Genomic DNA, 13,369 nt, shown 5'->3' with positions numbered 1-13,369 from the left:
CAGATCCCGCTTAGCAGCGCCGCCATCCCCGCGCAGCGAATCCCTGCCGCTCCCTAAAACCATGAACCTGTGACCCTGATCGGGCGAAACGCCACGGATGAGGCGCTCGGCGCCTCTCGTCTTCATGTCGCTCGCCTCGACCTTCAGACGCGTTGGATTTCGACTAGGCCAGATAATAAGTTCTTCTCAAAATAGACCCGCACAGTCGTAGGCGGCGGCGGTTGCGCAGGGGTATCCTTTCAAGGCCAGCCGCGAGACTAGAGAAAAAGGGAAACACACTCGAATAAAGGATGAAACTCAGAACATCATAATGAAAAAGCAGGGCTTGATTCCGATTATGGGCCTATTCTCAGCGGAATACAGGAGAACGCCTCGATAACGAGCCTAGCGCGCAGAAAATCTCAGGCCCGCCATAGCGATCACCGATCCGGGCATGACATCGGGACGGCTGCGTGCATTAAGCAGTTTGTCAAACTGCTTTTCGCTGGGCGCCGGGTCGTTATCGGTGCTTCTGTGACGCAGGCTGCGCAAAGGTTTGACCAGCAATTCCGAGAAAGCCTTACGGTCCATTTCCCGGATACCATTCAGGGTTGACATGACTGGTACCAGATCCTCTTCAAGCAGATTCCCCGCAAGATCTTGCCAACGCAGGCGATGAACAGTCAGCAGACCCGCTTCCTCGCCTGCCGCCGTTTCGGCCTCTCCGTACAGCCCGTCAAAGACACGGCGATCAGAGGCAAGCTCAGCAAGGTAGCGCACGAAATTGCTTTCAAAGTCCATCAGGTAAAGGGACGGGTCGCGGCGCGCTCGAACGTGATCGACTGTCAGGCGTACGACAGATCGACGCCCGAATTCCGGCCACTGACGGATGGCGCCTTCAGAGAGCTGGATTTCCAAAGTCCTGCCTTCGTGCAGCTCTTGCCGCAGGACATAGTCAGCATATGGCGCCATTGCGCGCAAGAAACTGACCATGTGCCGGCCGTCGAACCCACCACTGACCTGGGTCTGGTTGACACTGGCGTATTGAAGAATGTCGGCTTCAGCCGCTCGCGCTTCTCGCGCCCTTGCAATCGCGGCTTCTATATCCTCTTGGGTCTGCTCGAATTTCATGGACTGGGCGCGCTCGAGTATCTCGCCCATGTCGATGTTGGACAGTATCTCACCCAGAATGTCAGCGGCCAGAGCTTCCTTGCCGTCGCCCGCCACCACTGCCATGTCTGACGCAATCGTCGTCACCCGATCCAGCATCAGCCCCAAGGCAGCATTGTCGAACCCGTCGTCAGATTGCAGGTTCAAGACCTGGACACGCTTCTTCTGCCCGTAGCGATAGAGGCGGCCGATGCGCTGAACAAGGCGAGACGGGTTCCACGGCAGGTCGTAGTTGACCATCACGTGGCATGTTTCCTGAAGATTCAGACCTTCGCCACCGGCTTCGGTAGAGATGAGAACGCGCGCCGCGCCAGAATTGAAGGCGCGGACCGCCTCAGATTTCTCGTCAAGGGTCATCGAACCGTTGATGCCGACACAGGCGACATCAGGGAGGGCCGCGGCGATGGTCTCACGCAGATAATCCTGAGTGGCGCGGTATTCGGTGAAAACCAGCAGGCTCTCGCCCTGCCCCAGAAGCGGGCGCAGGATTTGACCGACGAATAGATCGCGCTTCGTATCGGCGGTGCGGGCTGCGTGAATTTTTGCAAGCACGTTCAGAACCTGCTCGCGTTCATCCTCGAAGAAGGCGCCAATGCTGCGAATGGTTCCGATCTCGGAAAGATCGTCGCGGTCTTCCAGGTCCTCCTCGGCGGGCAAGCTCGGGTCGAAGGTGCGGTCTGCGCCATCCAGCCGCTCTAGTCTCCGCTCCAGGGCACGTTCAATGGCTGCGAGCGACGAGGAGGCGAGCTTGCGGTAGGTCGTCATCACAAAGCCGATCGCTCGACCGAGCATCTTGTTCCTGGAGGCGTCGCCCGCGCGATAACCTTCTTGGAGGTAGCGTACGAGCGCAGCATTTGAGCGCTGCATTTCGGGCGAAGGGGGCACGCTGAACCGCCGCGTGTCATGACCGCGGAAGATGAGGCGCCCCTCGGCATCGGTCACAGCGCTTTTGCGGTTGCGGATGATGATTTCGCCGACAATTTCCGGGTTCATGCTCAGGCTTGCGATCTCTGCAGCCAGATCCGGCCGTACCAGTTCGAGCAATGCCGCGAAGCGTTTGGTCTTGCCCTGGTGGGGGGTTGCAGTCAGCAGCAGGAAGGCATGTGCCCGGTTGTGGAGGGCGCGCGCGAGAGCGAAGCGTTCGGTCTGTTCGCCGGTTTCAGATTTTCCCAGACGGTGGGCTTCGTCGAAGATGATCGCGTCCCAACCACCTGCTGCGTCGAGCAGCGCAAGATGTTCGGGCCTTTTCGCCAGATCGAGCGAGATTATGACATGGTCGCGTAGCTTCATCGCTTCGCTGTTTTCTGGAAAGAAGTCGCGGTTGTATATTTCGAACAGTCGTCCAAAGCGGCCCCACATCTCGTCCTTCCACTGCTTTGTCAGAGAAGAGGGACAGATGATGAGCACGCGGCGACAGCGGTTTCTCTGGGTAAGTGCGTGCAGGATCAGACCAACTTCGATCGTCTTGCCTAGACCGACATCGTCGGCAATGAGCCAACGGGGCTGTGCCGAAGTGACGACCTTTCGCGCCACGTCCAGCTGATGGGGCAACGGGTCGATGTCGAGCCGCCCGAATGCGCCGGTGTTTGAATTCCAGATACGTAGAGAATTGGCGAGGATGCGTAGGCGCGCGCGTTCCGCGTGGTCGGGATGCAGGCCCGTCTGGTGCTGAGCAGCACGCTGTTCAACCGACTTGGCGTTTGACAGCAGGCGCCAGTCAACCCAACGACTCTCGCCCGTATCGGCGAACTGCACGAGCACTTGATCGAAACCTGCCAAATGGCGGCAAGCAAGAACCTTTCCGGTCCCAAGGGATACACCGCGCTGCGCAACATGCTGAACAAGGTCACCGGGCAGGAACCCAGGCTTGAGTCTTTCAAGACGGCACCATTCAATCGTCTCACCAATCTTCACCTGCCCCTCGACCGGCACGCGGGGTGGGCGCAGATCAAGCAGGATGCCACGGCCACCCTCGGCCGTCAGCCGGACGATCGCGCCTTTGGATGGAACAATAGGCGTGATCATGCTTGTTTGTCCTTGCTATCTATCGTCGTTGTGGAGCGGCCTTTGCCCGGCTTGACTTTGGAACGTGCTTGAGCAGGTGCGCTGCCCCTTATTGCCACGCCATGGGCAAGAAGATGCTTGAGTTCCTGCGGCACCCATAGGGTAACGCGAGCCCGTTGAACGTCGATTCCGGCAAGTTCGCCGTATCCATGCCCACTCTTGGTATGCAACTGTATCCTTGTCCCGACGGTCAGAGCACAAGCCTGTTCGGGGAATTCATAGCCACGAATGCATCCTGCATCGAGCAATTCGACCATGGTGACTGACTGAAGCCCCCCAAGCCCAAAGTCGTCTTCACGCGCAGCCGCGTCAAACTTCCGATAATTTCGAATCCGAGGCGTTTCCAGGGACATTACTCCGTCCTGCTGCGGAAACTTGCGTTCGAAACGCCATATCGGAAGGCCATGACCGTCGCGGATCTCCATTGTGCCTCCGCGTTTGGATGGCTCTTCGTGGACACCCTCGGAAATGGCGAGAATGAATGGGCGAGAGACGTGTCTGGGCTCTGTTGCACAAATCGCTTGTGAGGATTCATGTTGTGAATCCAGCGTGATAGCTGGGGTACATGAGCAGACCCACAGCCCCAACCTACAAGACCCGGAACTGGCCAGCCTACAACAAGGCGCTGAAGCGCCGCGGCTCGCTGACGATCTGGTTCGATCCCGCCATGACGTGGGAGGCCGCGCCGACCGGCAAGCGCGGGCGGCAGCCCGACTACAGCGACGCCGCCATTCAGACCTGTCTGACGATGAAGGTTCTATTTGGCATGGCGCTTCGCCAGACGACCGGGTTCGTTGAGAGCCTGTTGCAACTGATCGGCCTGAACTGGGCAGTTCCGGATTTCAGTACGCTGTCACGGCGCCAGAAGACCCTGCAGGTGAACATCGCCTACCGCGGGTCAGACGGTCCCTTGCACCTGCTGGTCGACAGCACGGGCATCAAGGTCGAAGGGGAAGGCGAGTGGAACGCCCGTAAGCATGGTGGCAAGAAGCGACGTGTGTGGCGCAAGATTCACGTCGGGATTGATGAGAAATCTCTGGAAATCCGGGCGGCCGAGTTCACGACCAGCGACGTGGGCGATGCGCCCATGCTCCCCGAGTTGCTTGACCAGATCCCGCCCGACCAGGAGATCGCGACCGTCACCGCCGATGGCGCCTTCGACACCCGCAAATGCCACGACGCCATCGCCGACCGGGGTGCCGCCGCCATCATCCCGCCGCGGAAGAACGCCAAACCTTGGAAACCTGACACCGTCGGTGCAATCGCACGCAATGAAATCCTGCGCACATCAAAACGCGTCGGACGAACCATCTGGCGACGATGGAGCGGCTATCACCGCCGAAGTCGTGCAGAGACCAAGATGCACTGCGTCAAGCTCTTGGGGCAGCGGCTATCCGCTCGGGACTTCGACCGTCAGGTCGCGGAGTTCCAGGTCCGTGTCGCCGTCCTCAACGGCTTCACCGCGCTCGGCATCCCCGTCACGGAAGCCGTGGGATGAGTCTGTCCGGGGTAAGGGGAACCTTGGCCTTCAGCTGATTTGTGCAACAGAGCCCTTGCCGCCCATTTCGGGGTGAACCGCGCGACCATCTGGGGGTGGGTGAAGCGGAACGGATTCCCCGGCCCGATCAAGCTTTCCCCGCAAATGTCGCGATGGAAGTGGTCGGAGGTTGAAGCTTGGGAAGATGCCCAAGGCAAGGCGGCCTGACCATGGCGCGCAAAAAGCGAAACCCCGGCGCGCGGGCAAGCGCGACCGGGGCGGGTGATGAGGCGTGTGTGGTGTCAGGATACCCCCAAGAACAGGCTAAGGCAACCCCGCCGCGTAGGTGGCCAGAGGGCGCGTATGTGACCGTCAGACGCGCCCCCGATGAATGGGTGGCCGTCATAGCGCGGTCAGGCGAGGTCCTAGGCCGCGTGGCGTGTTCGTCGCGGGAAGCGGCTTTCGGGCTGGCGTGTAACTATGCCGAAAAGCACGATCTGCCCTGTCTGGTGACACGGGGGCCGCAATGACAGATCGTCACCTTGCCGCCGCGCGGATGCTGCGAATTGCCCTGACCCTTGGCGCGTATCGCTACACGCCCGAAGGCCGCATGGCCGCGTGGCTGGACTTCGCCCGCGTCATCGCCGCCCGCGTTACAGACGAGGAAAGGGCGCTGATCGTCTACTGGACCGCCCGCACCTTGCCCCCTGACCTTCGCGCGCAAATCTTCGACGGCGCGCACTACGGGGCCGATAGCATGGAGGCCCCGGCATGACGATTGACCCGCTTTCTTCGCCCGCCTTCTTGGAGGCAATCAAAGATCATCAGGCGCGCGGAACAGCCGACGATGATAGGGACCATCGCGGCCCGCGCGGGCAAGTGATCATCCCGCAGCCTGAACGCGCGTCCCGCTTCTTTTCCGCCGCCGAACTCGCCAACAGGCCCGTGCCGCCCCGGCAATGGCTGGTGCAAGACTTGGTGCCACACAGGACGGTGACGATCCTTGGCGGCGACGGCGGCACGGGCAAATCCCTTCTGGCCCTGCAACTTGCCACGGCCTGCGCTATCGGCGGGCTATGGGCGGGCTTCCCGGTGAAGGCCGGAAACGCGCTGTTCCTGAGTGCCGAGGACGAGGTGGACGAACTCCATCGCCGTCTTGACGATATCCTGCGGGCCGAGGGCCGCGATTATGCCGACGTGGCGGGCCTGACCCTACGCAGCGTGGCGGGCGAGGATGCGCTTCTAGCCTTCGATACCAACCTAGCCTTGGTGCAATCCGCGCTTTTCACCGAACTGGACGAGCGGGCGCAACTGGACGCGCCCGATCTGGTGGTGATCGACACGCTGGCGGACGTGTATCCCGCCAATGAAAACGACCGGGCCAAGGCGCGGCAGTTTATCGGGATCCTGAGGGGCCTTGCCCTTCGCCGGAATTGCGCGGTGTTGCTTCTGGCCCATCCGTCCCTGTCCGGCCTGTCTAGCGGTTCCGGCACGTCAGGAAGCACGGCATGGAACAACTCTGTAAGGTCTCGCTTATACTTCGAGCGCGTGAAACAAGACGACTTTGAGGCCAATACCGACGCCCGCGTATTGACCACCAAAAAGGCGAACTACGGGCCGACCGGGCTGGAAATCCCGATGACGTGGCGGGACGGGGTTTTCGCGCTGGATGCCCCGGCAACGGGCCTTGACCGCATGGCCGCAAGCGCGAAGGCCGAGCGGGTGTTCATGAAGCTGTTGCGCGAAATGCAGGCCACCGGGCGGCGCGTAAACGACAAGGGTAGCAACAGCTACGCCCCCAAGGTTTTCGCCGCACACCACGGCGCGGAAGGCGTGACACAGAGGGCCTTCGCAGCCGCCATGACGGCGCTAATCTCAAAGGGTCTGGCCGTTATCGCGGAAGAGGGGCCACCTTCCCGGCGCGTGAAATACCTTGTCCCGAAGGATGGCCCATGACCTTCAACCCCCCCTGAAACCCCCCTTCAACCCCCCCTTCGGTAGTGCCTTCAACCCCCCCTGAAACCCCCCTTCAACCCCCTAGCCGCCATACCCCCCCATACCCCCTGAGGGGTTGAAACCCCGCAAAGCGCGGGTTTTCCCCCGCAAAGAAAGGACAGAGCAAATGGATCAAGGACAGATCGACCGCGCGGCCCGCAAGGCCGACCCCCATATCCGCCGCGCGATGACAACGGCGCTGGAAAGCGGCGTGGCCCCGATGTTCGTGGCGCATCGGGCCGTCATTTTAGGGCTGGCGCTGCTGGCACAATCCGCGCCCCCGGCAAAGCGGGCGGCGTGGCTGGCTGACATGGCAAAGCATATGAGCAACGCCGCGCTGGCGATCTGGGAAGCCGAGGAAGCCGCACGGAAGGGGTCCTAGCCGGGACCTGCCGCGACGGGCGGTTCCCACCCCGACATGTTCCTAGGGCCAGCCGCCTTTAATGGGTAATAATTTGGCGCGTGTCGTGTTTACCCCCTTCCCAAATTCTGCAGCGAGGAAAGCGTCGGGGTGTGAACCGCCCCCGATGGGGCAGGCCCCGGACAGGACCCCGGCTGCGGAACCCCTTAGGCGGGGCTGACCCTAAACAAATGTTGACCCCGGAACTACCCGTCGAGGAAGGCCCTGACCGGAACCTAGACCCAAAAAGCCTGTCAGTGCGTAAGTTAGATTGATTCTAACTCGCAAGTGTGTTAAGAAAGGACGAGTGACATGTTAAAAAGTGAGGCGCGCATGAAACGGGCGCAACTTTTGGAGGTGGCAGGGTGTGGAGCGGATCGTTTTGAGACGCTCCGGCACCGCCGCGCCCTGCCCTTCGAGACACAGTGCGAGGAAGGCAGGCAGGCGACCTATTCGCCACGCGATGCCTTCGCCCTGCGCCTGTTCCTTGCGGGAACGGAAGTCGGGCTTGATCAGGGGGCCGCGCGGTTCCTTGCCAACCGGGCTAGCAGGATGTTCGACTTCGAGGCGACCCATGATCAATGGGCTATCCTTCTTTTCCTCAAGCCGGGGCCGCAAGAAGGCTGGCGCGCGGTCAAGGTGGCCCGCCTGTCGGCATCACCTGAAGCGATCCTGAAGTATCACAACGAGGGCGGGATTCATTCCTTCGTCGCGATCAACGCTTCCCGTGAATGGCGGCGGGTGCAGGCGCGGGTGGCGGCATGACAACCTTCGCCTACTCACACGTTACGCAAGACCAGAGCCGCGCGCTGGCAGACTTCCTTGAGGCCCATGCGGGGCAGGCCGTCACGCTGATCATCAACAGCCCCGGCGGCGCTGCGATGATTGGCGCGGCGGATGCGGCGGCGGTGGAGGCCCACGGGGACGTGACCGCAATAGGCCGGGGCATCGTGGCATCGGCGGCGACCTTGCCCTTCATCGCGGCGCGGCTGCGGGTGCTGCATCCGGCGGCTTTGTTCATGATTCATAACCCAAGCACGGATGCATCCGGCACGGCGGCAACCCTTCGCGGGACCGCCGACGCGCTGGACTCCATCGCGGCGACCTATGCCGAGTTTTACGCCCGCCGCGCCCGTGTGAGCCGGGAACAAGTGGCGCGGATGATGTCGGCCGAGACGTGGATGCCCCCTGCCGAGGCCGTGGCCTTTGGCTTTGCTGACAGGCTGGAACAGGCGGGCAAGGCCGCGCCCGCCGTGGCGATCTTTGACCCCACAAAATTCCGAAACACTCCGCCCGCGCTTCTGGTGGCGCTGGCCCAAGCAAAGGAAAACGACATGACTGACCAGACCAAGATCGAGGCGGAAACCGCCGCCCCGGCGGAAGTCCAGATGACAACCGCCGAGCGGACGCGCGCCGCGAAGATTGCCGAGATCGTCGCGACCGCCAAGCTTGACCCCACCCTTGCCGCGCAACTGATCAGCGAGGGCGCGACGGTGGAGCAAGCGCAGGCCCGCGTTATCGAAATGTGGGCGGCGCAAGGCGACAACAGCGCGCCGACGCGCCCCCGGATCACGCAGGGCCATTCCTTCGACGCGCCCGACGCAATGCGCGCCCGGATGATTGCGGGCCTGACCGAACGGTTGGCCCCTTCGAAAGAGCCGAACGCGCAGGCCCGTGACGCGGCGCAAATGTCTATCCCGGACATTGCCGCCGCCGTGTGCCGGATGAACGGCTTGCGCCCCTTCGACCAAGCGGACGCGGTGCGGATGGCGATGCACTCCACGGGCGACTTCCCGGTGATCTTGGAGAATTCGCTTTCCAACGCGGTCCGGCGCGGCTTTGAACAGCGCCGCCCCGATATGGTGCGGGCATCGCACGAAATTCGCCGCGATGATTACCGATCCGGCAAGGCGGCAGTATTGTCGGCAAGCGGGAAACCCCGGGTGGTGAACGAAGGCGGCGAAGTCACTTTCGTCACCATGAGCGAGGGTTCGGAACTTCTCCCGACGCCGCGCGACGTGGCATCGGGCTTCAACATTTCCAACGTCGCCCTGACCAATGACGCGGCGGCGCTGGGCATCTTCTCGCAGATCACGACGAAGATGGTGCAGGGCGCGACCGAGTATTTGCGCGACGCGCTTGTGGCCCCGCTTCTGGCCAATGGCGGCGCGGGTGCGAATATGGCAGACGGTCAACCCGTCTTTCACTCGACCCATGGCAACGTCGCCACCACGGGCGCGGCGCTGTCGCAGGCGACCCTATCGACCGCCCGCACGGCAATGCGCCGTCAGCGCGGCATCAACGGGGAACTTCTTGCCGTTGAGCCTTGGGCCTTGCTGGTTCCGCCGGAACTCGAAACCGCCGCGCAGCGCCTTCTGACCGAGATCAGCGCCACGAAAACCGATGATGCCAACCCCTTCGGGGGGCGGCTGGAATTGATCGTGGAGCCTGCCCTGACTTCGGCAACGGCATGGTATGTGATTGCAGATCCGGGGCGCTTCGACGGGCTGGCCCACGCCTACCTGCAAGGCCAATCCGCCCCGCGTGTGGAGAGCCGCCAAGGCTGGACGACCTTGGGCATGGAATTCCGCCTTGTTTGGGCCTTCGACGCCCGGTTCATCGCTTCGGCTTCGTGGTATCGCAACCCCGGCGCGTGATGACGGTATCCCGCCGCGTTCTTCCATGCGCGCGGCGGTTCGCCTAGCGGGTGGTGGCATGTAACCCCCGCAGCGCGGCCTAGACTGGGGTGACGCGCCGCCCGCCGCCGCGAGAGCGCGGAAGTGCCGCCGGTTGGTGTCTCCGCCGCCCGGCGGCGCGCTTACCATCAACAGGGGGCCGCGATGGCACAGAAAGAAGTTTCGGTTCGGATCACGTCGCAGGGCGGCGACCGCCTGCGCGCGGAACTGATCCAGATTGGACAGGTGGGCGAAAGGTCCTTTGGCAAGGTCATTGCAGTGAGCGATCAGGCCAAGGCCAGCCTGCAAAACGCGGGCTTTCAGGTCCAAGACTTCTTTGTCCAAGTCGCGGCGGGGACTTCCCCGACACAAGCCCTATCCCAACAGTTGCCGCAGCTTTTGAGCGGGATGGGGATGGTGGGCATCCTTGCAGGCACGGCGGTTGCGGCTGTCGGTGGCCTTGGGATGGCCTTCCTTGGCGCGCGGGATGATGCCGTGTCGCTGCAAGACGCGACCGCCGCCCTTGGCGAAAGTATTGCCGGATACCAGCAATTCATCCAACTTGCCGCCAAGGACACCGCGGAACTGTCCAAGGAATTTGGCGAGTTTTCGGACCAGATTCAGGGGTTCGCCGCCTATATGGCGGGCGTGGCCCTTGGGCAGACGATGGACGATCTGCGCGCTGCTATCACGCCGTTGAAGGGTGAATTGGCGGGCGTAGAGCAAGCCGTCCGCGACGTGGCGATGGCGCGGGATCAGGTCGCGCGGGCCGAGGTTGATCTGGCATCGGGCTTTGGCAACCCCGAGGCGGTCCTGCGTGCCAAGGAAGCGTTGCAGGGGTTCGAGGACAACGCGGCGGCGGTGGCGGGCAAGTTGGGCCTGACCGTGGATCAGGCGCTGGAACTTGCCGCCGCGCTGGACCGCTTGGGCGGCAGCGAGAGCATGGCGGACATTGCCGAGGGTGCGGGCGCGGCGCTGGCACTCATTCAGCAGATGGTCCCGGCGGGCTATGAACTGCCCCCGGCCCTGCGCGAGACGGTCAAGGCGCTGGAAGAAATGCAGCGTCAGGCGGCGGGGGCCAATGTTGATCTTGGCGAGATGCCGGGGCTTCTGTGGTCTGCGGAAACGGCAGCGGAAAGCGCGGCGGAGGCCGTGGCGAAGATTGGGGCGGCGGCTGAGGGTTCGCTTGCGGGTATCGCGGCGCTGGCTGAAAAAATGTGGGAAGCGGCGCAGGCCCGTATTGCCGCCGAGGCCGCGCTTGATGCCATGCGGTTCGAGTTTTCCCCCGGCGGGCAGGCGATGGAACGCTACGGCAGTCGCGGCACAACGTCCAATCGCCCGGTGACCATGGGCGATGCGGGCGGGGCCGTTGTCAACTTCGCCCCCCGATCTTCGGGCGGTGGTTCCGCACAAAACGACATGCTGCGGGAAGCGCAGCGTCTATACGAGGCGACGCGGACCGAGGCGGAGAAATTCGCGGCGGAACAGGCCAAGATCAACGAGCTTCTGCGGGCCGGGGCGATTGACGGCGACACGCACGCCCGCGCGCTGGACATGATCAAGGACAAATACGGCGAGACTTCCGAGGCCGCAAAATTTCTCGAGGATACGCAGCAGGACCTTAAGGACGCGTTTACCGATCTGGCGCTGGAAGGCGAAGCGTCCTTCGACGCTATCGGCAAGGCGATCCGGCGGGCCTTGCTTGAGGCCATGCTATGGGGTGACGGCCCGCTTGGGGGCCTGTTTGGGGCCAAGGGGCTTTTCGGCGGGGCGATGGATTCCGCCGTAAGCTGGTTCGGCAAGACGATTGGCATCCCGGCGGCAGGCGCGGGCGTCAAGTCAATGGACGGCGGCGGCGACACTGGCAACGGCCCGCGATCCGGCGGCGTTGACGGGAAAGGCGGCTTCTGGGCGATACTGCATCCGCAAGAGACGGTCATCGACCACACCAAGCCCGACGCCCCGTCGCGGATCATGGAACTGGCACAGGCGCATGCGGTTCTGTCGGACGGCGAGGCCGCGCGTGACGCCTTGATGCGCGCCCCTTCCTTCAACGGCGGCGGCGCGACGGGCAATGCGGCGCGGTCTGGCGGTCTCGACGGCAAGGGCGGCTTCCTTGCCATGCTGCATCCGCAGGAAACCGTGATTGACCACACCAAGCCGGACGCCGCCGAACAGTCCTTGCGCGCATTGGCCCTTAGCCTGCGGTCCTTCGACGGCGGCGGGCAGACAAGTCCGATGCGATCCACCTTGCCGACGATCATGCGGGAAGGGCCGCAAGTGACCGAGAGGGTGGAGGGCGGCGGCAATACGACCGTTGTCCAGATCAACAATTACAGCGGTCAACCCGTGACCGAGGAACGCGAGCGCGGGCCTTCCGGCGAGGAAATCATCCGCGTGACCGTGGGGCGGCAACTCGCATCGGGCGAACACGACAAAGCAATGGGCCGCTACAGCGCGCGGCCCGCGAAGGTGAAGCGATGAAGATGACCGTGTGGCACGGTGTGGCGGCGGTGGCGGCGATGATGGTCCTTGTGAACGTGTTCGCAGCCGCCAACCCGCCCCGCTTGCCGACTGCAACCGAGATCAGGGACTTACTCGTTCCATCGTGGCCGGAATTCATTGCCGCCCGGTATGGGGCAGATCACGACGCGGCGGCGCGCGATTTTGACGTGAGCGGCGCGACCGTGGAGGGGTGGCTTGCAGGCGAGCCGCCAAGCGCGGACGCGGTGGCCTTGGCGCTTGTGCTGCATTGGGGCCTTGAGGCGGCGATGGTGGAGCGCTGGAAGGCCCTAGGAGCGCAGGGCAACCCCTAGCCCGCCCGCCACGTCGCCGGGTGCGAGGAACACGATCCCGCGCGCCTCCAAAGCCGCCCGCATGGCGGCGACGGCGGCGGGCGAGGCCGCAATCGCCCCTTGCCCTTCCGCGCGCTTCACAGTTGGCACAGACACGCCCGCCGCCGCCGCAAGGTCGGCTTGCGATATCCCGATTAATGCCCTTGCCGCCCTGATCTGGTTTATCTGCATTGCGCCCCTTGATCCCTTCGGATCAATCTGTATATTGATCCCTACGGATCATAACCAGTTGCGGAGGAAGTGCAATGACGGATCAGACAGAAGTGCAGCGCCGCTTTGCCGAATGGCAGGAAGCGCACAGCCGCGCCAATGATCGCGGATTGGATTACGAGGAAGTAGAGCGCCTCTCGGACATCGCAGAGGCGTTGGGGGCCACGCTTTGCGAAGTGCCAAGCCAAACCCATGCCGACGTGGCCTTGAAGCTATGCGCCTTTAGCAATTTTGGGGAGTGGGGCTTGCCGACCGTCACCGATGCGCCGCTGTTCTGGGCAGAAGTTGAGGCAATGCGGCGCGGACAACCGCTTCCGATCATGGAGGCAGCGCGATGATCAACAATCCGGCAACCCTTCGCGCGGAATTGGAGCGGATCGTTTCCCTTCCCCCCGGCCCTGAGCGGGCCGAACTGGTCAAGCGGCTGGCCGATGATCTGTGGGGGCCTGTCTTGCTTGAGGCCGTCACCGCCAAAGCCCGCTAACCCGGATTCGCCCCGGCACGATCTGGCCCCGTGAAAGCGGGGCCTTTTTGTTGTGCGGCA

Annotated in this window: 15 protein-coding genes; 12 read left to right on the top strand and 3 right to left on the bottom strand. The window is 63.1% G+C overall.

The features are described from left to right. Positions 1 to 384 precede the first annotated feature (384 nt). The gene (locus TabM4_RS06035) at positions 385 to 3,174 is read right to left on the bottom strand and encodes a DEAD/DEAH box helicase (protein ID WP_434619866.1); all 2,790 of its coding nucleotides are present in this window, start codon (positions 3,172 to 3,174) and stop codon (positions 385 to 387) included. After that, positions 3,171 to 3,638, bottom strand: coding sequence for a hypothetical protein (locus tag TabM4_RS06030; RefSeq protein WP_434619863.1), 468 nt, complete (start codon positions 3,636 to 3,638; stop codon positions 3,171 to 3,173). Before TabM4_RS06030 ends, TabM4_RS06035 begins: the two co-directional genes overlap by 4 nt. Before the next feature lie 140 nt (positions 3,639 to 3,778). Here TabM4_RS06030 and TabM4_RS06025 point away from each other — a divergent pair, with 140 nt between their 5' ends. The 10 genes from TabM4_RS06025 to TabM4_RS05980 all read left to right on the top strand — a co-directional run bounded on the left by TabM4_RS06025 (position 3,779) and on the right by TabM4_RS05980 (position 12,576). Beyond that, positions 3,779 to 4,711: an IS5 family transposase gene (locus TabM4_RS06025; RefSeq protein ID WP_434613568.1), complete on the top strand. Its 933-nt coding sequence runs from the start codon at positions 3,779 to 3,781 to the stop codon at positions 4,709 to 4,711. A gap of 72 nt (positions 4,712 to 4,783) precedes the next feature. Further along, positions 4,784 to 4,918, top strand: a complete 135-nt coding sequence (locus TabM4_RS06020) for a helix-turn-helix transcriptional regulator (protein ID WP_434619860.1) — start codon at positions 4,784 to 4,786, stop codon at positions 4,916 to 4,918. Between the two features lie 137 nt (positions 4,919 to 5,055). Then, positions 5,056 to 5,220, top strand: coding sequence for a hypothetical protein (locus TabM4_RS06015; RefSeq protein WP_434619857.1), 165 nt, complete (start codon positions 5,056 to 5,058; stop codon positions 5,218 to 5,220). Beyond that, the gene (locus tag TabM4_RS06010; protein ID WP_434619854.1) at positions 5,217 to 5,465 is read left to right on the top strand and encodes a hypothetical protein; all 249 of its coding nucleotides are present in this window, start codon (positions 5,217 to 5,219) and stop codon (positions 5,463 to 5,465) included. The genes TabM4_RS06015 and TabM4_RS06010 overlap by 4 nt, the downstream gene beginning before the upstream one ends. Further along, complete coding sequence (locus TabM4_RS06005; protein WP_434619851.1) at positions 5,462 to 6,646, top strand: AAA family ATPase; 1,185 nt, start codon at positions 5,462 to 5,464, stop codon at positions 6,644 to 6,646. Before TabM4_RS06010 ends, TabM4_RS06005 begins: the two co-directional genes overlap by 4 nt. Before the next feature lie 166 nt (positions 6,647 to 6,812). Then, positions 6,813 to 7,067, top strand: a complete 255-nt coding sequence (locus TabM4_RS06000; RefSeq protein WP_434619848.1) for a hypothetical protein — start codon at positions 6,813 to 6,815, stop codon at positions 7,065 to 7,067. A gap of 351 nt (positions 7,068 to 7,418) precedes the next feature. Then, entirely contained in the window at positions 7,419 to 7,850 is a 432-nt protein-coding gene (locus TabM4_RS05995) for a hypothetical protein (protein WP_434619845.1), read from the top strand. Next, entirely contained in the window at positions 7,847 to 9,742 is a 1,896-nt protein-coding gene (locus tag TabM4_RS05990) for a Clp protease ClpP (protein ID WP_434619842.1), read from the top strand. The genes TabM4_RS05995 and TabM4_RS05990 overlap by 4 nt, the downstream gene beginning before the upstream one ends. A gap of 183 nt (positions 9,743 to 9,925) precedes the next feature. Further along, on the top strand, positions 9,926 to 12,244 hold the full coding sequence (locus tag TabM4_RS05985) for a hypothetical protein (RefSeq protein ID WP_434619838.1): 2,319 nt from the start codon (positions 9,926 to 9,928) through the stop codon (positions 12,242 to 12,244). Beyond that, a complete protein-coding gene (locus tag TabM4_RS05980) occupies positions 12,241 to 12,576 on the top strand; it encodes a hypothetical protein (RefSeq protein WP_434619835.1) in 336 nt (111 codons plus the stop codon). Before TabM4_RS05985 ends, TabM4_RS05980 begins: the two co-directional genes overlap by 4 nt. Here the strand turns inward: TabM4_RS05980 and TabM4_RS05975 are convergent. Next, positions 12,553 to 12,786: a helix-turn-helix domain-containing protein gene (locus TabM4_RS05975; RefSeq protein ID WP_434619833.1), complete on the bottom strand. Its 234-nt coding sequence runs from the start codon at positions 12,784 to 12,786 to the stop codon at positions 12,553 to 12,555. The two genes, TabM4_RS05980 and TabM4_RS05975, sit on opposite strands and share 24 nt — an antisense overlap. Positions 12,787 to 12,860: 74 nt before the next feature. Between TabM4_RS05975 and TabM4_RS05970 the strand changes: the two genes are divergently transcribed. Together TabM4_RS05970 and TabM4_RS05965 are read left to right on the top strand one after the other, a co-directional pair. Further along, positions 12,861 to 13,163, top strand: coding sequence for a hypothetical protein (locus tag TabM4_RS05970; RefSeq protein ID WP_434619830.1), 303 nt, complete (start codon positions 12,861 to 12,863; stop codon positions 13,161 to 13,163). After that, a complete protein-coding gene (locus tag TabM4_RS05965) occupies positions 13,160 to 13,309 on the top strand; it encodes a hypothetical protein (RefSeq protein WP_434619827.1) in 150 nt (49 codons plus the stop codon). Before TabM4_RS05970 ends, TabM4_RS05965 begins: the two co-directional genes overlap by 4 nt. Positions 13,310 to 13,369: the final 60 nt, after the last annotated feature.

Source organism: Tabrizicola sp. M-4 (assembly GCF_051132405.1).
Classification (GTDB): domain Bacteria; phylum Pseudomonadota; class Alphaproteobacteria; order Rhodobacterales; family Rhodobacteraceae; genus Paragemmobacter.
The sequence above is the reverse complement of the archived record's forward strand: the minus strand, read 5'-3'. Positions and strand labels throughout refer to the sequence as shown.

What these genes read in the sequence shown, in the direction of transcription:
- TabM4_RS06030 (WP_434619863.1), bottom strand. Translation starts at nt 3,638, where the DNA reads ATGGAGATCCGCGACGGTCATGGCCTTCCGATATGGCGTTTCGAACGC.
- TabM4_RS05975 (WP_434619833.1), bottom strand. Translation starts at nt 12,786, where the DNA reads ATGCAGATAAACCAGATCAGGGCGGCAAGGGCATTAATCGGGATATCG.
- TabM4_RS05990 (WP_434619842.1), top strand. Translation starts at nt 7,847, where the DNA reads ATGACAACCTTCGCCTACTCACACGTTACGCAAGACCAGAGCCGCGCG.
- TabM4_RS06000 (WP_434619848.1), top strand. Translation starts at nt 6,813, where the DNA reads ATGGATCAAGGACAGATCGACCGCGCGGCCCGCAAGGCCGACCCCCAT.
- TabM4_RS05985 (WP_434619838.1), top strand. Translation starts at nt 9,926, where the DNA reads ATGGCACAGAAAGAAGTTTCGGTTCGGATCACGTCGCAGGGCGGCGAC.
- TabM4_RS05995 (WP_434619845.1), top strand. Translation starts at nt 7,419, where the DNA reads ATGAAACGGGCGCAACTTTTGGAGGTGGCAGGGTGTGGAGCGGATCGT.
- TabM4_RS06035 (WP_434619866.1), bottom strand. Translation starts at nt 3,174, where the DNA reads ATGATCACGCCTATTGTTCCATCCAAAGGCGCGATCGTCCGGCTGACG.
- TabM4_RS06025 (WP_434613568.1), top strand. Translation starts at nt 3,779, where the DNA reads ATGAGCAGACCCACAGCCCCAACCTACAAGACCCGGAACTGGCCAGCC.
- TabM4_RS06010 (WP_434619854.1), top strand. Translation starts at nt 5,217, where the DNA reads ATGACAGATCGTCACCTTGCCGCCGCGCGGATGCTGCGAATTGCCCTG.
- TabM4_RS05970 (WP_434619830.1), top strand. Translation starts at nt 12,861, where the DNA reads ATGACGGATCAGACAGAAGTGCAGCGCCGCTTTGCCGAATGGCAGGAA.
- TabM4_RS05965 (WP_434619827.1), top strand. Translation starts at nt 13,160, where the DNA reads ATGATCAACAATCCGGCAACCCTTCGCGCGGAATTGGAGCGGATCGTT.
- TabM4_RS06005 (WP_434619851.1), top strand. Translation starts at nt 5,462, where the DNA reads ATGACGATTGACCCGCTTTCTTCGCCCGCCTTCTTGGAGGCAATCAAA.
- TabM4_RS05980 (WP_434619835.1), top strand. Translation starts at nt 12,241, where the DNA reads ATGAAGATGACCGTGTGGCACGGTGTGGCGGCGGTGGCGGCGATGATG.